Here is an 18622-nt window from a genome sequence, read left to right on the forward strand (position 1 = left end):
GGCGTTTGAGGCAACCATGTCAGCAGAAACAACCGCTTCGGGCTATATCCAGCACCACCTGCAGAACCTGACCTTCGGTCAGCTACCTACTGGCGGCTGGGGCTTTGCCCATTCCGCAGCAGAAGCCAAGGCCATGGGCTTCTGGGCATTCCACCTGGATACTCTGGGTTGGTCTGTCGCACTGGGCCTGATCTTCGTCTTTCTTTTCCGCATGGCGGCGAAGAAAGCGACCTCCGGCCAACCCGGTGCCCTGCAGAACTTCGTTGAAGTCCTGGTCGAGTTCGTCGACGGCAGCGTGAAGGACAGCTTCCACGGTCGTAGCCCGGTGATTGCACCGTTGGCGCTGACCATCTTCGTCTGGGTGTTCCTGATGAACGCCATCGACCTGATCCCGGTCGACTGGATTCCTCACCTGGCCATCCTGCTCACTGGTGATGAGCACATCCCGTTCCGTGCCGTGTCGACCACCGACCCGAACGCGACCCTGGGCATGTCCTTCTCGGTCTTCGCACTGATCATTTTCTACAGCATCAAGATCAAGGGCCTCGGCGGTTTCGTCGGCGAGCTGACCCTGCACCCGTTCAGCAGCAAGAACATCGTCGTTCAGGCCCTGCTGATCCCGGTGAACTTCCTGCTGGAATTCGTCACCCTGATCGCCAAGCCGATCTCGCTGGCTCTTCGACTGTTCGGCAACATGTATGCCGGCGAGCTGGTGTTCATCCTCATCGCCGTGATGTTCGGCAGCGGCCTGCTCTGGCTCAGCGGCCTGGGCGTAGTGCTGCAATGGGCTTGGGCTGTGTTCCACATCCTGATCATCACCCTGCAGGCGTTCATCTTCATGATGCTGACCATCGTCTACCTGTCGATGGCACACGAAGAAAACCATTAAGAGCCGCCTTGGCGGTTCTGATGTCCCTCGCGCCTCGGTGCGGGGTGGCCCTGCAAGGGGCCGCGAAACGATTTGTTTTACCGCTTTAAATTAAAAAAACCTAAACCATACGACGTAAAAGTCGGGAGGAAAGATGGAAACTGTAGTTGGTCTAACCGCTATCGCTGTTGCACTGTTGATCGGCCTGGGCGCACTGGGTACCGCAATTGGTTTCGGCCTGCTGGGCGGCAAGTTCCTGGAAGGCGCCGCGCGTCAGCCAGAAATGGTTCCAATGCTGCAAGTCAAAATGTTCATCGTTGCCGGTCTGCTCGACGCCGTAACCATGATCGGTGTTGGTATCGCTCTGTTCTTCACCTTCGCGAACCCCTTCGTCGGTCAACTCGCACACTAATCACTCGGATATTTCGAGTAGATGGGTGTGATGGACAACGAACGAGCGAGGTGTTGGCGTGAACATTAATGCGACCCTGATTGGCCAGTCCGTTGCGTTCCTCATTTTTGTACTGTTTTGCATGAAGTTCGTGTGGCCTCCGGTCATCGCGGCACTGCACGAACGTCAGAAGAAGATCGCGGATGGACTGGACGCTGCCAGCCGAGCAGCTCGCGACCTGGAGTTGGCCCAAGAGAAAGCGGGTCATCAACTGCGCGATGCTAAAGCTCAGGCAGCCGAAATCATCGAGCAAGCCAAGAAACGCGGTAACCAGATCGTCGACGAAGCCCGTGAACAGGCTCGCGTCGAAGCTGACCGTGTGAAGGCTCAGGCTCAGGCCGAGATCGAACAGGAACTCAACAGTGTCAAAGACGCGCTGCGCGCCCAATTGGGTAGCCTGGTGGTCGACGGCGCCGGGAAGATCCTGGGCAAATCAATCGATCAAAACGCGCACGCAGAGCTGGTTAACAAACTGGCTACTGAAATCTAAGCGAGGGCGATCATGGCAGAACTGACCACGTTGGCCCGACCTTACGCTAAGGCGGCCTTCGAGCACGCTCAGGCCCACCAGCAACTGGCCAATTGGTCAGCCATGCTCGGCCTGGCAGCAGCGGTGTCGGAAGACGACACCATGCAGCGCGTGCTCAAGGCCCCGCGACTGACGAGCGCAGAAAAGGCCACCACGTTCATTGACGTGTGTGGCGACAAGTTTGATGCCAAGGCACAGAATTTCATCCACGTCGTTGCTGAAAACGACCGTCTCCTGCTGTTGCCGGAGATTGCCGCTCTGTTCGACCTGTACAAGGCCGAGCGGGAGAAGTCGGTAGACGTGGAAGTGACCAGTGCTTTTGCATTGAACCAAGAACAGCAAGACAAACTCGCCAAGGTTCTCAGTGCACGACTCAATCGGGAAGTGCGCCTGCAAGTTGCGGAGGACGCCGCGCTGATTGGTGGCGTCGTGATCCGCGCCGGCGACCTGGTTATCGATGGCTCGGTTCGCGGCAAACTCGCGAACCTGGCCGAAGCATTGAAATCTTGAGTTTGAAGGGGCAGCAGAGCAATGCAGCAACTCAATCCTTCCGAAATAAGTGAAATTATCAAGGGCCGCATCGAAAAGCTCGATGTGACCTCCCAAGCCCGTAACGAAGGCACTGTCGTCAGCGTGTCTGACGGTATCGTGCGGATTCACGGTCTGGCCGACGTCATGTACGGCGAGATGATCGAGTTTCCGGGCGGCGTCTACGGTATGGCCCTCAACCTCGAGCAAGACTCCGTAGGTGCCGTGGTACTGGGCGCCTACACGACTCTGGCTGAAGGCATGAGCGCCAAGTGCACCGGCCGCATCCTCGAAGTTCCGGTCGGTAAGGAACTGCTGGGTCGCGTTGTCGACGCACTGGGTAACCCGGTTGACGGCAAAGGTCCGCTGAACAACACCTTGACCGACGCGGTCGAGAAAGTGGCTCCAGGCGTGATCTGGCGTAAGTCGGTAGACCAGCCTGTACAGACTGGCTACAAGGCTGTCGATGCCATGATCCCGGTCGGCCGTGGCCAGCGTGAGCTGATCATCGGTGACCGTCAGATCGGTAAGACCGCTCTGGCGATCGACGCGATCATCAACCAGAAAGACAGCGGCATCTTCTGCGTCTACGTGGCTATCGGTCAGAAGCAATCGACCATCGCCAACGTGGTTCGCAAGCTGGAAGAAAACGGCGCCCTGGCCAACACCATCATCGTGGCTGCCAGTGCTTCCGAATCTCCTGCGCTGCAGTTCCTGGCACCGTACTCCGGTTGCACCATGGGCGAGTTCTTCCGCGACCGCGGCGAAGACGCGCTGATCGTTTATGACGATCTGTCCAAGCAAGCAGTGGCTTACCGCCAGATCTCCCTGCTGCTGCGCCGTCCGCCAGGCCGTGAAGCCTACCCAGGTGACGTGTTCTATCTCCACTCCCGTCTGCTGGAGCGCGCATCCCGCGTTTCGGAAGAGTACGTCGAGAAGTTCACCAACGGCGCAGTGACTGGCAAGACCGGTTCCCTGACCGCGCTGCCGATCATCGAAACCCAGGCTGGCGACGTTTCCGCGTTCGTTCCGACCAACGTGATTTCCATCACCGACGGTCAGATCTTCCTGGAGTCGGCCATGTTCAACTCCGGGATCCGTCCTGCTGTGAACGCCGGTGTTTCGGTATCCCGCGTAGGTGGTGCCGCTCAGACCAAGATCATCAAGAAGCTGTCCGGTGGTATCCGTACCGCCCTGGCCCAGTACCGTGAACTGGCGGCATTCGCCCAGTTCGCTTCTGACCTGGACGAAGCGACCCGTAAGCAACTTGAGCACGGTCAGCGCGTTACCGAGCTGATGAAGCAGAAGCAATACGCACCGATGTCGATCGCCGACATGGCGCTGTCGCTGTATGCCGCTGAGCGTGGGTTCCTGACTGACGTCGAAATCGCCAAGATCGGCAGCTTCGAACAAGCGCTGATTGCTTACTTCAACCGCGATCATGCCGACTTGTTGGCCAAGATCAACGTGAAGGGTGACTTCAATGACGAAATCGACGCTGGCATGAAAGCCGGTATCGAGAAGTTCAAGGCCACCCAAACCTGGTAAGCCGCAGCGGGAGCCGCAAGGCTCCCGCTTGCTAACCTGATAGGTGTTACATGGCAGGCGCAAAAGAGATTCGCAGTAAGATTGCGAGCATCAAAAGCACGCAAAAAATTACCAGCGCCATGGAAAAAGTGGCGGTCAGCAAAATGCGCAAGGCACAAATGCGCATGGCTGCTAGCCGTCCTTATGCGGAGCGTATCCGCCAGGTAATTGGGCATCTGGCCAACGCCAACCCGGAATACCGCCACCCGTTCATGATCGACCGCGCCGTCAAGCGCGTCGGCTATGTCGTGGTGAGCAGTGACCGTGGTCTGTGCGGTGGCTTGAACACCAACCTGTTCAAGGCCCTGGTCAAGGACATGGCGGTAAACCGCGAAAACGGCGTCGAGATTGATCTGTGCGTGGTCGGTAGCAAGGGTGCGGCATTCTTCCGCAACTTCGGCGGTAACGTCGTAGCCGCTATCAGCCACCTGGGTGAAGAGCCGTCGATCAACGATCTGATCGGCAGCGTCAAGGTGATGCTGGATGCCTACTTGGACGGCCGTATTGACCGCCTGTCCGTGGTGTCCAACAAGTTCATCAACACCATGACCCAGCAGCCTACAGTGGAGCAGTTGATTCCTCTGGTGGCGACCCCGGATCAAGAACTCAAGCACCACTGGGACTATCTCTACGAACCGGACGCCAAAGAGCTGCTTGACGGCCTGATGGTGCGTTACGTGGAGTCGCAGGTGTACCAGGCGGTGGTCGAGAACAACGCAGCTGAACAAGCTGCGCGGATGATCGCGATGAAGAACGCTACCGACAACGCCGGTGATTTGATCAGCGATTTGCAGCTGATCTACAACAAGGCGCGTCAGGCTGCGATCACCCAAGAGATCTCGGAAATCGTCGGCGGCGCTGCCGCGGTTTAACGGTTCAAATATTCAGAGGATCCAGCTATGAGTAGCGGACGTATCGTTCAAATCATCGGCGCCGTTATCGACGTGGAATTTCCACGCGACAGCGTACCGAGCATCTACAACGCGCTGAAAGTACAAGGCGCGGAAACCACTCTGGAAGTTCAGCAGCAGCTGGGCGACGGCGTGGTTCGTACCATTGCGATGGGTTCCACCGAAGGCCTGAAGCGCGGTCTGGACGTCGTCGACACCAACGCCGCGATCTCCGTACCGGTCGGTAAAGCGACCCTGGGCCGGATCATGGACGTCCTCGGCAACCCGATCGACGAAGCCGGTCCGATTGACACCGACGAGCGTTGGGGCATCCACCGCCCGGCGCCGTCGTTCGCCGAGCAAGCAGGCGGCAACGACCTGCTGGAAACCGGCATCAAGGTTATCGACCTGGTCTGCCCGTTCGCCAAGGGCGGTAAAGTCGGTCTGTTCGGTGGTGCCGGTGTCGGCAAGACCGTAAACATGATGGAACTGATCCGTAACATCGCCATCGAGCACAGCGGTTATTCCGTGTTCGCCGGTGTGGGTGAGCGTACTCGTGAGGGTAACGACTTCTACCACGAGATGAAGGACTCCAACGTTCTGGACAAAGTGGCACTGGTTTACGGTCAGATGAACGAGCCGCCGGGAAACCGTCTGCGCGTAGCCCTGACCGGCCTGACCATGGCCGAGAAGTTCCGTGACGAAGGTAACGACGTTCTGCTGTTCGTCGACAACATCTACCGTTACACCCTGGCCGGTACCGAAGTATCCGCACTGCTGGGCCGTATGCCTTCGGCAGTAGGTTACCAGCCGACCCTGGCTGAAGAGATGGGCGTGCTGCAAGAGCGCATCACTTCGACCAAGCAAGGTTCGATTACTTCGATCCAGGCCGTTTACGTACCTGCGGACGACTTGACCGACCCGTCGCCGGCGACCACCTTCGCCCACTTGGACGCCACCGTCGTACTGTCCCGTGACATCGCCTCCCTGGGTATCTACCCAGCGGTCGATCCACTGGACTCGACTTCGCGCCAGCTGGACCCGAACGTGATCGGCAACGAGCACTACGAAACCGCTCGCGGCGTTCAGTACGTGCTGCAGCGCTACAAAGAGCTGAAGGACATCATCGCGATCCTGGGTATGGACGAGCTGTCGGAAGCCGACAAGCAGTTGGTATCCCGTGCTCGTAAGATCCAGCGCTTCCTGTCGCAGCCGTTCTTCGTGGCTGAAGTCTTCACCGGTGCCTCGGGTAAATACGTTTCCCTGAAAGACACCATTGCTGGCTTCAAAGGCATCCTCAACGGTGACTACGACCACCTGCCAGAACAAGCGTTCTACATGGTTGGCGGCATCGAAGAAGCGATCGAGAAAGCCAAGAAACTGTAATCCCGGCGCCCGGCAACGGGCGCTAATTTAGGTTGAGGCAATCAGATGGCTATGACAGTCCATTGCGACATCGTCAGTGCGGAAGGGGAAATCTTCTCCGGCCTGGTCGAGATGGTGATTGCGCACGGTGCACTGGGTGATCTTGGTATCGCCCTGGGTCACGCGCCGCTGATCACTAATCTGAAACCGGGTCCGATCCGCCTGATCAAGCAGGGCGGGGAAGCCGAGGTGTTCTACATCTCCGGTGGTTTCCTCGAGGTTCAGCCGAACATGGTCAAGGTTCTTGCCGACACCGTGCAACGTGCTGCCGACCTGGATGAAGCCTCCGCTCAGGAAGCCGTCAAGGCTGCCGAGAAGGCCCTGCATGAACGTGGCGCGGAGTTCGATTACGGTTCCGCTGCCGCACGTCTGGCCGAGGCGTCAGCTCAGCTGCGCACCGTCCAGCAGATCCGCAAGAAGTTCGGCGGCTAAGCCGACACTTGTTGTGTGATTGATTAAAAAGGGTAGCCTCGGCTACCCTTTTTTCTTTTTCGCGTTTATCACGTGGTCACAGCCACTGACCACCCAGGATTGGTAACCAGTCATGTCTCTCGAAATCGTTATCCTCGCGGCGGGTCAGGGCACCCGTATGCGCTCTTCGCTGCCTAAAGTGTTGCACCCGGTCGCGGGCAATTCGATGTTGGGACATGTTATCCACAGCGCCCGACAACTTGATCCACAGCGTATCCATGTGGTGATCGGCCATGGTGCCGATCAGGTACGTGAGCGCCTGGCCGCCGATGACCTGAACTTTGTCCTGCAGGACCAGCAGCTTGGCACCGGCCATGCCGTGGCCCAGGCGGTGCCTTTCATTACCGCCGACACCGTGCTGATCCTCTACGGCGACGTGCCCTTGATCGAAGTCGAGACCTTGCGGCGTCTGCTGGAGCAGGCAGGTCCGGAGCAGCTGGGGCTGTTGACGGTCGAGCTGGATGACCCCACCGGTTATGGCCGGATCGTGCGCGATGCCGCAGGCAAGGTAACCGCGATCGTCGAGCAGAAGGACGCCAACGCCGCCGAACGTGCGATCACCGAAGGCAACACCGGGATTCTCGCACTGCCGGCCAAGCGCCTGGGTGAGTGGATGAGTCGCCTGTCGAACAACAATGCCCAGGGCGAGTACTACCTGACCGACGTCATTGCCATGGCGGTGGCTGATGGCTTGGTGGTCGCCACCGAGCAACCTCAGGACGCCATGGAAGTGCAGGGGGCCAACGACCGCCGGCAGTTGGCCGAGCTGGAGCGTCATTACCAGTTGCGCGCGGCCCGTCGGCTGATGGCACAAGGCGTGACCCTACGTGACCCGGCCCGCTTCGATGTACGCGGTGAGGTGAGTGTCGGTCGTGATGTGCTGATCGACATCAACGTGATTCTCGAAGGCCAGGTGGTGATCGAGGACGACGTGGTGATCGGTCCGAACTGTGTGATTCGCAACAGCACCCTGCGCAAGGGCGTGACCATCAAGGCCAACAGCCATATCGATGGTGCGGTCATGGGCGAGGGCAGCGATGCCGGTCCGTTCGCTCGCCTGCGCCCGGGGAGCGTGCTCGACGCCCGTGCCCATGTGGGTAACTTTGTCGAACTGAAGAATGCGCACCTGGGTGAAGACGCCAAGTGTGGGCACCTGACTTACCTCGGCGATGCCGAAATCGGCGCGCGGACCAATATCGGTGCCGGTACCATCACCTGTAACTACGACGGGGCGAACAAGCACAGGACGGTGCTGGGTGAAGACGTCTTCATCGGTTCCAACAACTCGCTGGTGGCGCCTGTGGATATCGCGTCCGGAGCCAGCACGGCGGCGGGCTCGACCATCCATCAGAACATCGGTGAAGCGCAGTTGGGGGTGGCCCGTGCCCGCCAGCGGAATATCGATGGCTGGAAACGGCCGGTGAAGATCAGCAAGCCCTGAGTTATCCACAGCGGCGCTGCGGAGGATATTTATCCACAGTCCACTCATTTCACTTGACTAAGTTTCGATTCGAAGGTTTCATTGCCGCAATTATCTTTCGAATCGAAACTTAAGTGACTATATCGAAACGCAATACCCCTCAACGTCGGCACAACATCCTGGCCATGCTCAATGATCAGGGTGAAGTCAGTGTGGATGAACTGGCCAGGCGCTTCGAAACCTCCGAGGTGACGATTCGCAAGGATCTTGCGGCCCTGGAAAGCCACGGTCTGCTGATGCGGCGCTACGGCGGCGCGATCACCATTCCCCACGAGATGTTCGGCGACCCGGCCCAGACGGTTTCCCGCTACAAGCAGGCAATTGCCCGAACTGCTGTAGGACGTATCCGCGAGCATGCGCGTATCATTATCGACAGTGGCAGTACCACCGCCGCGATGATCCCGCAGCTGGGTCAGCAACCCGGCCTGGTGGTGATGACCAATTCCCTGCATGTCGCCCGAGCCCTGAGCGAGCTGGAACACGAGCCGGTGCTGCTGATGACCGGCGGAACCTGGGACCCGCATTCCGAGTCTTTCCAGGGGCAGGTCGCCGAGCGTGTCCTGCGTTCCTACGACTTCGACCAGTTGTTCATCGGCGCCGACGGCATCGATCTGGAACGTGGCACTACCACCTTCCACGAATTGCTGGGACTGAGCCGAGTGATGGCGGAGGTCGCCCGCGAAGTGGTGGTCATGGTCGAGTCCGACAAGATCGGCCGCAAGATTCCCAACCTGGAGCTGCCCTGGAGCAGTATCCATACCCTTATTACCGATGATCGTTTACCCAAAGAGGTACGCGAACAGATTCAGGCCCGCGGCATCACTGTCGTTTGCGCGGTTGCCAGCCAGGAGAAATAGAGCATGTGTGGAATTGTCGGTGCAGTTGCTGAACGTAATATCACGGCCATTCTGGTCGAGGGCCTGAAGCGTCTGGAATACCGCGGCTACGACAGCGCCGGTGTCGCCGTTTTCAGCCATAACGGCACGCTGGAGCGCACCCGTCGCACGGGCAAGGTCAGCGAGCTGGAGCAGGCGCTGGCGGGTGAGCCGATGCCGGGTCGACTGGGTATCGCCCACACCCGTTGGGCAACCCATGGTGCCCCGTGCGAACGCAATGCCCACCCGCATTTCTCCGGCTCCGATATTGCCGTGGTGCACAACGGCATCATCGAGAACCACGAAGTGTTGCGCGAACAGCTCAAGGGAATGGGCTACGTCTTTACTTCGGACACCGACACCGAAGTCATCGCCCACTTGCTGCACCACAAGTTCAAGGACCTGGGCGACCTGACCAAGGCCTTGAAGGCCACCGTCAAGGAGCTCCATGGTGCCTACGGCCTGGCGGTGATCAACGCGCAGCAACCGGATCGCCTGCTGGCCGCCCGCAGCGGCAGCCCGCTGGTGATCGGCCTGGGCCTGGGGGAGAACTTCCTCGCCTCCGACCAGTTGGCGTTGCGTCAGGTCACTGACCGCTTCATGTACCTGGAAGAGGGCGATATCGCCGAGATCCACCGCGACAGCGTGCAGATCTGGGATATCGAGGGCCGTCAGGTCGAGCGTGAAGCCGTGCAGTATCGCGACGGCGCGGAGGCGGCCGAGAAGGGTGCGTTCCGTCACTTCATGCTCAAGGAAATCCACGAACAACCGACCGTGGTCCAGCGCACCCTGGAAAACCGCCTCGGCCCGAACCAGGTCCTGGTTCAGGCGTTCGGTCCCCAGGCGGCCGAGTTGTTCGCCAAGGTGCGCAACGTACAGATCGTCGCCTGCGGCACCAGCTATCACGCCGGCATGGTTGCGCGGTACTGGCTCGAAGGCCTGGCGGGTATTCCGTGCCAGGTCGAGGTCGCCAGTGAATTCCGCTACCGCAAGGTGGTGGTGCAGCCGGACACCCTGTTCGTCTCCATCTCCCAGTCCGGCGAAACCGCCGACACCCTGGCGGCCCTGCGCAATGCCAAGGAATTGGGCTTCCTCGGCAGCCTGGCGATCTGCAACGTCAGCATCAGTTCGCTGGTGCGTGAGTCGGACCTGACCCTGTTGACCCAGGCCGGTCGCGAAATCGGCGTGGCTTCGACCAAGGCCTTCACCACCCAGCTGGTGAGCCTGTTGCTGCTGACCCTGGCCCTGGGCCAGGTCCGTGGCACCCTGGCACCGAGTGTCGAAGCGGAGCTGGTGGAAGAACTGCGTCGCCTGCCGACCCGCCTGGGCGAGACCCTGGCCATGGACGCCAAGGTCGAGAAAATCGCCGAGCTGTTCGCCGACAAGCATCACACTCTGTTCCTCGGCCGTGGCGCTCAGTACCCGGTGGCGATGGAAGGTTCGCTCAAGCTCAAGGAAATTTCCTACATCCACGCCGAAGCCTATCCGGCGGGCGAGCTCAAGCATGGTCCGTTGGCCCTGGTGGACAACGACATGCCGATCGTCACCGTTGCGCCGAACAACGAATTGCTGGAGAAGCTCAAATCCAACCTGCAGGAAGTGCGGGCCCGCGGTGGTGAGCTGATCGTTTTCGCCGACGAAAACGCAGGGATGGCCAACGCCGAAGGGACGCACGTCATCACCATGCCGCATATCCACGACACCCTGGCGCCGATCCTCTATACGATCCCGCTGCAACTGCTGTCGTACTACGTGGCAGTGCTCAAGGGCACCGATGTCGACCAGCCGCGTAACCTGGCGAAGTCGGTGACGGTGGAGTAAGGCTGCGGATTCATCTGTTCGGTAAAAAAGCCGCCGTTCAAGGCGGCTTTTTTTCGTCTGTGATTTATCGACTTACCTTTCTCTACCGGACCAAACCGCTGGCATGAGAGATGCCTCTGGACATTTGAACGCTCGCAGGCAACGCTGTCCGATCTCTTGATTCCGGGTGCAAGGGGCAAGGCACTCGCTGTTTCATCCATTTGTGAAGGGGGAATTCAATGCCGTTTGTGACGATCGATGGGCAACCGCTCCATTTTCTCGACCAGGGCGTGGGCGAGGTGGTGGTACTGGGTTCCAGCTACCTGTGGGACAGCGGCATGTGGGCGCCGCAGATCGCGGCGCTTTCGCAGCACTATCGGGTGATCGTGCCGGAGCTCTGGGGCCACGGGCAGTCAGGGCCGTTGCCGGACACTACCCATGGCCTCGACGATCTTGCGAACCAGGTGCTGGCTTTGCTGGATCACCTGGAGATTCAGCGTTTCAGCCTGGTCGGCCTGTCGGTTGGTGGCATGTGGGGCGCCCGTCTGGCCCTGGCGGCACCCGAGCGCGTTCGTGGCCTGGTGCTGATGGATACCTATGCCGGTGAAGAGCCGGCGCCGACCCGACAGTATTATTTCTCGATGCTGAAAATGATCGAGGACGCCGGCAGCGTTCCGCCGCCGCTGCTCGACGCGATCGTGCCGATTTTCTTCAAACCGGGTATCGATCCGCAGCTGCCGTTCTACCAGGCGTTTCGCGCATCCCTGGCGAGCTGGTCGAGCGAGCGCCTGCGTGACAGCGTCGTACCGCTGGGACGACTGATCTTCGGGCGTGACGATCGTCTGGCCGCGCTGGCGGCGTTGGATGCCAGGAGCACCCTGGTGATGGGCGGTGAGCAGGACAAGCCCCGGCCGCCGAGCGAAGCCCGGGAGATGGCCGAGTTGATCGGCTGCGATTATATCGGGATACCGGATGCCGGGCATATTTCCAGTATCGAAAACCCGGCGTTCGTGAACGATGCGCTGCTGACCTTCCTGTCAGAGCTGCCTGTCTAACCACCGCAATCCTCGGTAGGAGCGAGTCGGTCAATCCATGGACAGATTCCAGGAAATGCAGGTGTTCGTCGCCGTGGCCCAGGAGCAGGGCTTTGCGGCGGCGGCACGGCGTCTCGCCCTCTCGGCGCCGAGCGTGACCCGGGCGGTGGCGGCGCTGGAACAACGTATCGGCGCCCAGTTACTGGTTCGTACCACGCGCAATGTACACCTGACCGAATCCGGGCAACGTTACCTGGACGACTGCCGGCGTATCCTCGCCGCGATGGAGGAAGCCGAGGCCTCGGCCGCCGACAGTCACGCCCGCCCCAGCGGCCAACTGACCATGACCGCGCCGGTGCTGTTCGGCGAGCTGTATGTCACCCCCGTGATGGTGCAGTACCTGGCGCAGTATCCGGCGGTGGACATCAACGCGCTGCTGGTGGACCGCGTGGTGCCCATGGCCGAGGACGGGATCGACGTCGCGGTACGGATCGGTGAGTTGCCCGACAGCGGTTATCGCGCCGTCAGGGTAGGGCAGGTACGCCGGGTGGTCTGCGCTTCGCCGACTTATCTCGACAAGCAGGGCCGACCGAAGCATCCGGACGAATTGCGCCAGGCGCAGATCGTCATGGCCGCGTCAGCTTCACAGGTCAGGAACTGGCAGTTTCTCGACGGCGACAAACCCTTGAGCGTCCGCCTGGAGCCGCGATTGGCACTGACTGCGAATCGGGCTGCCATCCGCGCTGCCTGCATGGGCTTTGGCCTGACTCGGCTGCTGTCCTATCAGGTGGCGGACAAGTTGGCGAGCGGTGAGCTGGAGATCGTGCTGGAGGATTTCGAGTTGCCGCCGCTGCCGATCCATGTGGTGTATCAAGGTGGTCGCACGACGTCCGTGCGGGTGCGCAGCTTTGTCGACTTCGTGGTCGCGGCGCTGCGCGAGGATCCGAATCTGAGGGGCTGATCACCCTTTCAATTTCTGAAAGAATGGATTGCCGTTTCTGGTGATTCTGTTGTTTTCGCTGAAGGGGGAAGATCACTCCATCAGCGCGAACCATCCCGGGTCGCGCTTCTGCCCTCGGAGTCGGTCATGCCTCAGAACGCCATCAAGCTCTACAACTTTCCTCGTTCCGGCCACGCTCACCGTGTCGAACTGATGTTGTCCCTGCTCGGCCTGCCGGTGGAACTGATTCATGTGGATCTGCCCAGCGGTGCCCATAAAAAGCCGGAATACCTGGCCCTGAATGCCTTCGGCCAGGTGCCGGTCATCGATGATCAAGGCGTTATCCTCGCCGACTCCACGGCCATTCTGGTGTACCTGGCGCTCAAGTACGGACAAGGCCATTGGCTGCCCACCGATCCGGTTGGCGCCGCCCATGTGCAACGCTGGCTGTCGGTGGCGGCGGGCCCGATTGCCTTCGGTCCGGCCCGGGCCCGCCTGATCACGGCCTTCGGCGCACCCTATGACGCAGAGGAAGCGATCAGCCGTTCCCATGCCTTGCTCAAGGTCATCGAGCAGGAACTGAGCCACTCGTCCTATCTGGTGGGTGATACGCCGACCATCGCCGACGTCGCCGGCTACAGCTATATCGCCCATGCGCCGGAAGGCAATGTCTCGCTGGCCGACTACCCTAATGTCCGGGCCTGGCTGGCGCGCATCGAAGCGCTGCCAGGCTTTGTACCGATGCCGCGCACCGTGGTCGGTTTGCAGACAGCCTGAAGTCAATGAAGCCTCCCGGTCTCTGGCCGGGAACGTTTTCCGTGGAGACGTCGTGATGAACCCACACAGCCCCTCCAGAACCTCACCCTGGCATGCCGGCGAGCTGCGGATGCAGACCCACGTCGGGGTCGCCGAACGGATGGCGGAGTTCGGTCCCAAGGTGATTCGCGACTATATGCCGGACCAGCATCGTGATTTTTATCGGCAGTTGCCGTTCCTGCTGTTCGGCAGTGTGGACGATGAAGGCAACCCATGGGCGAGCCTGTTTGAAGGTGAGCCCGGCTTTGCCTTTTCTCCCGAGCCGAGGCTTCTGCAAGTGGAGAGTTTTCCACAGGTGGGGGATCCCATGTATTCAGCCCTGCAAACCGGCGCGGCCATCGGCCTGCTGGGGATCGAACTGCACACCCGGCGGCGCAATCGCATCAATGGGCGTGTCACGGCGCGCTCTGGGCAAGGTTTGAGCGTTGCCGTGGAACATGCGTTCGGCAACTGTCCGCAGTACATTCAGTTGCGCCAGTTCGAACGGGTGCCCGCGCCGGACCCGACGACACAAGTGGTTCACCGCTCGCACGGTCTGGACGCCGCGGCGACGGCCATGGTCCGCGCCGCCGATACCTTCTTCGTCGCCAGTTATGTGGATATCGACGGCACCCGTTCCGTGGATGTCTCCCATCGTGGCGGGCAAAGCGGCTTTGTCCGGGTGGAAGGTGATCGCCTGACCATCCCGGATTTCGCCGGCAACCTGCATTTCAATACCCTGGGCAATCTGCTGGTCAATCCCCGCGCCGGCCTGCTGTTTATCGATTTCAATAGCGGTGACCTGCTGCAGCTCAGCGGGCGGACCGAGATCATCCTGGACGGGCCGTTGGTGAAGGCCTTTCAGGGCGCCGAGCGTTTGTGGACGTTCCACGTGGAACATTGTGTGCGGCGCCCGGCGGCTTCGACCTTGCGCTGGAAGTTCGAGGGTTTTTCACCAAACAGCCTGATGACCGGCAGCTGGGAGAAGGCCGCCGCGCGTCTGCAGGCCGAGGCTTTGGGCAACGTTTGGCGGCCTTTGCGGATCAGTCGGATTATTGAGGAAAGTCGCAGCATTCGCTCGCTGTACCTGGAACCGACAGACGGGGTGGGGTTGCCGGTGTTTCAGGCCGGGCAGCATTTGCCGCTGCGTTTCAATCTGGACGGGCAGACGCAGATTCGCACCTACAGCCTGTCGGGGGCACCGTCGGATGAGTTCTGCCGGATCAGTGTCAAGCGCGACGGCCGAGTGTCGTCCCATATACATGAGCAGCTCAAGGTCGGTGATGTGCTGGAGGCGCGTGCGCCGCAGGGGCATTTCACGCTGGCGGCCCATGAGCAGCGCCCGCTGGTATTGCTGGCCGCGGGTGTGGGGATTACGCCCTTGCTGTCGATGTTGCGGGAGGTGGTGTACCAGGGCAAACGCACCCGGCGGATGCGACCCACGGTATTGTTCCAGAGTGCCCGGTCGTTGGCGGAGTTGCCGTTCAGGACCGAGCTGGATGAATTGTTGGCCCGTGCCGACGATACGGTCCAGGTGGTCCGACTGCTGAGCCAACCGGAGCCTGATGCGGTTCCGGGCGAGGATTACCACCTGCAAGGTCGACTCGATGTCGAAGTACTGAAGGCCGTGCTGACGGTCGATGACTATGATTCGGTGGATTTTGTCCTGTGCGGCCCGGGTGGTTTTACCCAGGGTCTGTACGATCAATTGCGCGATATGGATATTCGCGACGAGCGTATTCATGCGGAGACTTTCGGACCCTCGACGTTACGCCGCCGCCAGGATCCGGGTGTCCCTCGGATCGAGCAGCCGCCGGCGGCGACGCAGTCGGTGCCGGTGGTGTTCCATCGTTCGGGCAAGGAAGCGCGCTGGCTGCCGGAGGGCGAAAGCCTGCTGGCATTGGCCGAGAGCCGGGGTTTGCAGCCGGAGTTCAGTTGCCGGGGCGGCTCTTGTGGAACTTGCAGCACCCGCCTGATCAGTGGACAGGTGCATTACCCACTGCCGCCCGCGGAGTTGCCGGGCGAGGGGCAGGTGCTGATCTGCTGTGCGATTCCGGCCAAAAGCACGGAACCGCTGGTGCTGGATCTATAGCGATGGATCGCGTGATGTTCAGCGCCGCAGGCTTGGGTCAATCTGGCTCATCCGGCTGCGCAGGGTGAATACCCCGTCTCCGGCCAGGATCGCGCCACGGGCAAACAACCGCCCGTTCTCCCAGTTCGAAAGCCCCAGTTCCGGCTTGTTCAGCGCGTACTGTCCATCGACCCAGCGGGTGAAACCATCGCCGACAAAGGGCGCGTTGATACTGTTGTAGAAGTAGTCATGGGCGCCACGGTCGGCGCTGATCAGCGATACAGTGAACTGCGGGCTGTAACGATTGAACAGGGTAATCGCCTGATCCAGGTCATCGACGATTTTCAGGCTGACTTCCGGTGTCTCTTCCCACTCCCACTCACAGCCAAGCTGGTCCTCGGGCAACGACTCGGTTTGCGCTTCTTCCTGATAGCCTTCGGCACGCTGGACCTGCACCCGCGCCTGCAACCACTCAGCGGGCAGCACGCTTTCGTCACCACTGACGATATGCAGTTTGCAGTTCTGGCCGCGTGCTTCGCCGGCGGCCTTCAATGCATTGAGGAACAACGGCACCAGTTCGGCCGCCCGTTGGCGATGAATCACGCAGACATTGAGGGTGTTGCAGACCTTGCGATCCAGGGAGTTGCGCACCACTTCGGCAAAGCGTCCGGCGTCGGCGTCCTGATGGGCCACCAGCCAGGCACCGCCGGTGCCGTGCAGACTGACCACGGTGCCGGCCTGCTGGGCGATCCCGCCGAGCTGCTGCACTGCATGGCCCGAGCCCCGGGCCACCGCCAGGGACAGGCGGCGGTCGGCGAACATGGCCCAGCCCGCCGCCCGGTCGCTGCTTTCCACCAGCGACACCGCGCCCGCCGGCAAGCCCGCTTCGCGTAGCGCCGGATCGAGGGCGTGGCGAACAATCGCCTGGGCTGTGCCGAGGGCATCGCTGCCGATCCGCAGCACCGCGGTGTTGCCGGTGCGCAGGACGCCGGCGGCATCGGCAAACACATTCGGCCGACCTTCAAAGACGAACGCCACCACGCCCAAGGGCGCAACGACCTGCTCGACTTTCCAGCCCTGATGTTCCACCGACTCGCGGACCCGACCGCGAATCAGCGGCGCGTCGCGCCAGGCCCGCAGCCCGGCGATCATGTCGCAGCGCATGGCCTCGCTCGCCAGCAGACGGGTGGTGGAACGGCCACGGGCCTTGGCCTGTGCGATATCGGCCTGGTTCGCGGCCTCGATCAGGGCCCAGGAAGCCGGCGCTTCCAGGTGCTGGGCGAACAGGTCGAAGAACTGGCTGATGGCTTCGTCCGACACCAGGGCCAGGGCGCTGAACGCTTCCTGTGCGGTGTCGATGGCCTGGGTCGCGATCTGTTGCACGGCGTGGGGGATCAGCAACAGTTCGCCGCTGGCCTGGTCCACCAGCAGATGATCGCCCGGCTGGAAACGCTCGGCCAACTCCGGCGGTACCGGGGAAACCCGGTTACCCGCGTAGAGAATCGGAGTGCCGGCGATAAGACGATCAAGCGTGCTGGTCATGGTGGGAAAACTTGTCTGTGGAATAGAAGGCAAAATGTATAAGAAAAACGCCGTCGGCTCACCTGCTAACGGCGTTTCTTTTACAGGACAGCCTTCAGGCTTGCTGGATAAACGCCAATCTGACGGCAAAGCCGATCAACAGGCTGCCGAACAGCCATTGTTGCAGGCGTTGCGCTCGCGGGCTCTTGTCCAGCCACTGGCCGATCCACGCACCGGCCAGGGCGTAGCCACTGTCGAACAGCAGCCCGACCGCCACCAGGGTCGCACCGAGGACAAGGAACTGCGCGGCCACGGGGCCGGCGTGGGCATCGATGAATTGCGGTAGCAGTACGGAGCAGAACAGTAGCGCCTTGGGGTTCAGCAGGTTGGTGAGCAGGCCTTGTTGCAGGGCGGCGCGCCAGTTCAAGGCGCGTTCGCTTCCCTCGCCACCGGCGCTCAACGAGGCCAACGACCCGGGCCGCAGCATGCGCACGCCGATCCACAGCAGATAGGCGGCGCCTGCCAGGCGCACCACATCGAAGGTCCACGGCGCGGCCTTGAACAGCGCCGCCAGGCCCAGGGCCGCAAGCCCCACATGGCAGGCGCGGGCGATACCCAGGCCCAGGGCGGTGGTCAGGGCCTGGCTGCGGCCGTGGCGAGCGCCGGTTTGCAGCAGCAGGATCATGTCGGGGCCGGGAAGCAGATAGACCATCGCCAGTGCGAACAGGTAGAGGAGCATCGTGCTGTTTCTCCAAGGGGGATAACCGGAGAAAATTCTATGTCGGAAGGCTAGGGCAGGTGCTTGCGTATTCAACTCGTGAAAAGCTTAGACTTGGCACTTCCTGCCAATATCGTCGAAGTGAATAGTCGGATATGCCAAAAATAAAACTCGATGCCTACGACCGTAAAATCCTCGCGGCCCTGCAACAGGACGGACGCCTGAGCAACGTCGAACTGGCCGCACAGATCGGCCTCTCGGCGTCGCCGTGCCTGCGTCGGGTGCGCATGCTCGAGGAGGCGGGGGTGATTCGCGGCTATCAGGTGAACCTGGACCGCGATGAAGTCGGACTGGGGCTGACGGTGTTCGTCGGGGTCAAGGTCGAGCGGCACCATGAGGCCGAGGCCGAAGCGTTTCGCCTGGCGGTCCTGGCCTTGCCGCAGGTGATCTCGGCATTCCTGGTGTCCGGCGAGTCGGACTTTCTGCTGCAAGTGGTGGTGCCCGACCTGCGGGCTTATGAGCGTTTCCTCAATGGTGAACTGCTGCGCCTGCCCGGTGTGCGTGACATCCGCAGCAACTTCGCGATCCAGGCGGTGAAGGCGCCCGGACCGCTGCCGTTGAATCACCTGCCCGACTGAC

The 18622-nt window shown here is 61.1% G+C and carries 18 protein-coding genes; 16 read left to right on the forward strand and 2 right to left on the reverse strand.

Annotated features, from left to right (window positions below; all coding sequences use genetic code 11):
• Nucleotides 1-16 precede the first annotated feature (16 nt).
• The 15 genes from atpB (at nt 17) to NUH87_RS17310 (ending at nt 15765) form a co-directional block, all read left to right on the forward strand.
• On the forward strand, nt 17-889 hold the full coding sequence (gene atpB / locus NUH87_RS17240) for a F0F1 ATP synthase subunit A (RefSeq protein ID WP_040071855.1): 873 nt from the start codon (nt 17-19) through the stop codon (nt 887-889).
• A gap of 133 nt (nt 890-1022) precedes the next feature.
• A complete protein-coding gene (atpE, locus tag NUH87_RS17245; protein WP_019694395.1) occupies nt 1023-1280 on the forward strand; it encodes a F0F1 ATP synthase subunit C in 258 nt (85 codons plus the stop codon).
• 58 nt (nt 1281-1338) lie between these two features.
• On the forward strand, nt 1339-1809 hold the full coding sequence (locus tag NUH87_RS17250; protein ID WP_040071853.1) for a F0F1 ATP synthase subunit B: 471 nt from the start codon (nt 1339-1341) through the stop codon (nt 1807-1809).
• A 12-nt stretch (nt 1810-1821) separates the two neighbouring features.
• On the forward strand, nt 1822-2358 hold the full coding sequence (locus NUH87_RS17255) for a F0F1 ATP synthase subunit delta (protein WP_040071852.1): 537 nt from the start codon (nt 1822-1824) through the stop codon (nt 2356-2358).
• A gap of 21 nt (nt 2359-2379) precedes the next feature.
• Nucleotides 2380-3924: a F0F1 ATP synthase subunit alpha gene (gene atpA, locus NUH87_RS17260; protein ID WP_040071851.1), complete on the forward strand. Its 1545-nt coding sequence runs from the start codon at nt 2380-2382 to the stop codon at nt 3922-3924.
• A gap of 50 nt (nt 3925-3974) precedes the next feature.
• Complete coding sequence (gene atpG / locus NUH87_RS17265) at nt 3975-4835, forward strand: F0F1 ATP synthase subunit gamma (protein WP_040071850.1); 861 nt, start codon at nt 3975-3977, stop codon at nt 4833-4835.
• Nucleotides 4836-4862: 27 nt separating this feature from the next.
• The gene (atpD, locus tag NUH87_RS17270) at nt 4863-6239 is read left to right on the forward strand and encodes a F0F1 ATP synthase subunit beta (RefSeq protein ID WP_040071849.1); all 1377 of its coding nucleotides are present in this window, start codon (nt 4863-4865) and stop codon (nt 6237-6239) included.
• Between the two features lie 45 nt (nt 6240-6284).
• Nucleotides 6285-6710 carry a F0F1 ATP synthase subunit epsilon gene (locus NUH87_RS17275; protein WP_040071848.1) on the forward strand — a complete coding sequence of 142 codons (426 nt, stop codon included), beginning with the start codon at nt 6285-6287 and terminating at the stop codon, nt 6708-6710.
• Between the two features lie 112 nt (nt 6711-6822).
• Nucleotides 6823-8190 carry a bifunctional UDP-N-acetylglucosamine diphosphorylase/glucosamine-1-phosphate N-acetyltransferase GlmU gene (gene glmU / locus NUH87_RS17280; protein ID WP_338521971.1) on the forward strand — a complete coding sequence of 456 codons (1368 nt, stop codon included), beginning with the start codon at nt 6823-6825 and terminating at the stop codon, nt 8188-8190.
• 119 nt (nt 8191-8309) lie between these two features.
• The gene (locus NUH87_RS17285; RefSeq protein ID WP_040071894.1) at nt 8310-9086 is read left to right on the forward strand and encodes a DeoR/GlpR family DNA-binding transcription regulator; all 777 of its coding nucleotides are present in this window, start codon (nt 8310-8312) and stop codon (nt 9084-9086) included.
• A gap of 3 nt (nt 9087-9089) precedes the next feature.
• On the forward strand, nt 9090-10925 hold the full coding sequence (gene glmS, locus NUH87_RS17290; RefSeq protein WP_040071846.1) for a glutamine--fructose-6-phosphate transaminase (isomerizing): 1836 nt from the start codon (nt 9090-9092) through the stop codon (nt 10923-10925).
• Between the two features lie 218 nt (nt 10926-11143).
• Entirely contained in the window at nt 11144-11959 is an 816-nt protein-coding gene (locus tag NUH87_RS17295; protein WP_338521974.1) for an alpha/beta fold hydrolase, read from the forward strand.
• 37 nt (nt 11960-11996) lie between these two features.
• On the forward strand, nt 11997-12899 hold the full coding sequence (locus NUH87_RS17300) for a LysR family transcriptional regulator (protein WP_338521976.1): 903 nt from the start codon (nt 11997-11999) through the stop codon (nt 12897-12899).
• Nucleotides 12900-13025: 126 nt separating this feature from the next.
• The gene (locus tag NUH87_RS17305; protein WP_338521978.1) at nt 13026-13655 is read left to right on the forward strand and encodes a glutathione S-transferase; all 630 of its coding nucleotides are present in this window, start codon (nt 13026-13028) and stop codon (nt 13653-13655) included.
• 55 nt (nt 13656-13710) lie between these two features.
• Nucleotides 13711-15765, forward strand: a complete 2055-nt coding sequence (locus tag NUH87_RS17310; RefSeq protein ID WP_338521980.1) for a pyridoxamine 5'-phosphate oxidase family protein — start codon at nt 13711-13713, stop codon at nt 15763-15765.
• Nucleotides 15766-15783: 18 nt separating this feature from the next.
• On the opposite strand, the gene NUH87_RS17315 is transcribed toward NUH87_RS17310, so the two are convergent.
• Together NUH87_RS17315 and NUH87_RS17320 are read right to left on the reverse strand one after the other, a co-directional pair.
• Nucleotides 15784-17286 (reverse strand): aldehyde dehydrogenase family protein, encoded by a 1503-nt coding sequence (locus NUH87_RS17315; protein ID WP_338521982.1) that lies wholly within the window; start codon nt 17284-17286, stop codon nt 15784-15786.
• Between the two features lie 94 nt (nt 17287-17380).
• Nucleotides 17381-18004 carry a LysE family translocator gene (locus tag NUH87_RS17320; RefSeq protein ID WP_338521984.1) on the reverse strand — a complete coding sequence of 208 codons (624 nt, stop codon included), beginning with the start codon at nt 18002-18004 and terminating at the stop codon, nt 17381-17383.
• 143 nt (nt 18005-18147) lie between these two features.
• On the opposite strand from NUH87_RS17320, the gene NUH87_RS17325 reads away from it, so the two are divergent.
• On the forward strand, nt 18148-18621 hold the full coding sequence (locus tag NUH87_RS17325; protein ID WP_040071892.1) for an Lrp/AsnC family transcriptional regulator: 474 nt from the start codon (nt 18148-18150) through the stop codon (nt 18619-18621).
• Nucleotide 18622: the final 1 nt, after the last annotated feature.

It is taken from the genome of Pseudomonas batumici (assembly GCF_036585405.1).
Classification (GTDB): Bacteria; Pseudomonadota; Gammaproteobacteria; order Pseudomonadales; family Pseudomonadaceae; genus Aquipseudomonas; species Aquipseudomonas batumici.

Coding starts and splice junctions, on each gene's coding strand:
- atpB (WP_040071855.1), top strand. CDS start 17: ATGTCAGCAGAAACAACCGCTTCGGGCTATATCCAGCACCACCTGCAG.
- atpE (WP_019694395.1), top strand. CDS start 1,023: ATGGAAACTGTAGTTGGTCTAACCGCTATCGCTGTTGCACTGTTGATC.
- NUH87_RS17255 (WP_040071852.1), top strand. CDS start 1,822: ATGGCAGAACTGACCACGTTGGCCCGACCTTACGCTAAGGCGGCCTTC.
- atpA (WP_040071851.1), top strand. CDS start 2,380: ATGCAGCAACTCAATCCTTCCGAAATAAGTGAAATTATCAAGGGCCGC.
- atpG (WP_040071850.1), top strand. CDS start 3,975: ATGGCAGGCGCAAAAGAGATTCGCAGTAAGATTGCGAGCATCAAAAGC.
- atpD (WP_040071849.1), top strand. CDS start 4,863: ATGAGTAGCGGACGTATCGTTCAAATCATCGGCGCCGTTATCGACGTG.
- NUH87_RS17275 (WP_040071848.1), top strand. CDS start 6,285: ATGGCTATGACAGTCCATTGCGACATCGTCAGTGCGGAAGGGGAAATC.
- glmU (WP_338521971.1), top strand. CDS start 6,823: ATGTCTCTCGAAATCGTTATCCTCGCGGCGGGTCAGGGCACCCGTATG.
- glmS (WP_040071846.1), top strand. CDS start 9,090: ATGTGTGGAATTGTCGGTGCAGTTGCTGAACGTAATATCACGGCCATT.
- NUH87_RS17295 (WP_338521974.1), top strand. CDS start 11,144: ATGCCGTTTGTGACGATCGATGGGCAACCGCTCCATTTTCTCGACCAG.
- NUH87_RS17300 (WP_338521976.1), top strand. CDS start 11,997: ATGGACAGATTCCAGGAAATGCAGGTGTTCGTCGCCGTGGCCCAGGAG.
- NUH87_RS17305 (WP_338521978.1), top strand. CDS start 13,026: ATGCCTCAGAACGCCATCAAGCTCTACAACTTTCCTCGTTCCGGCCAC.
- NUH87_RS17310 (WP_338521980.1), top strand. CDS start 13,711: ATGAACCCACACAGCCCCTCCAGAACCTCACCCTGGCATGCCGGCGAG.
- NUH87_RS17315 (WP_338521982.1), bottom strand. CDS start 17,286: ATGACCAGCACGCTTGATCGTCTTATCGCCGGCACTCCGATTCTCTAC.
- NUH87_RS17320 (WP_338521984.1), bottom strand. CDS start 18,004: ATGCTCCTCTACCTGTTCGCACTGGCGATGGTCTATCTGCTTCCCGGC.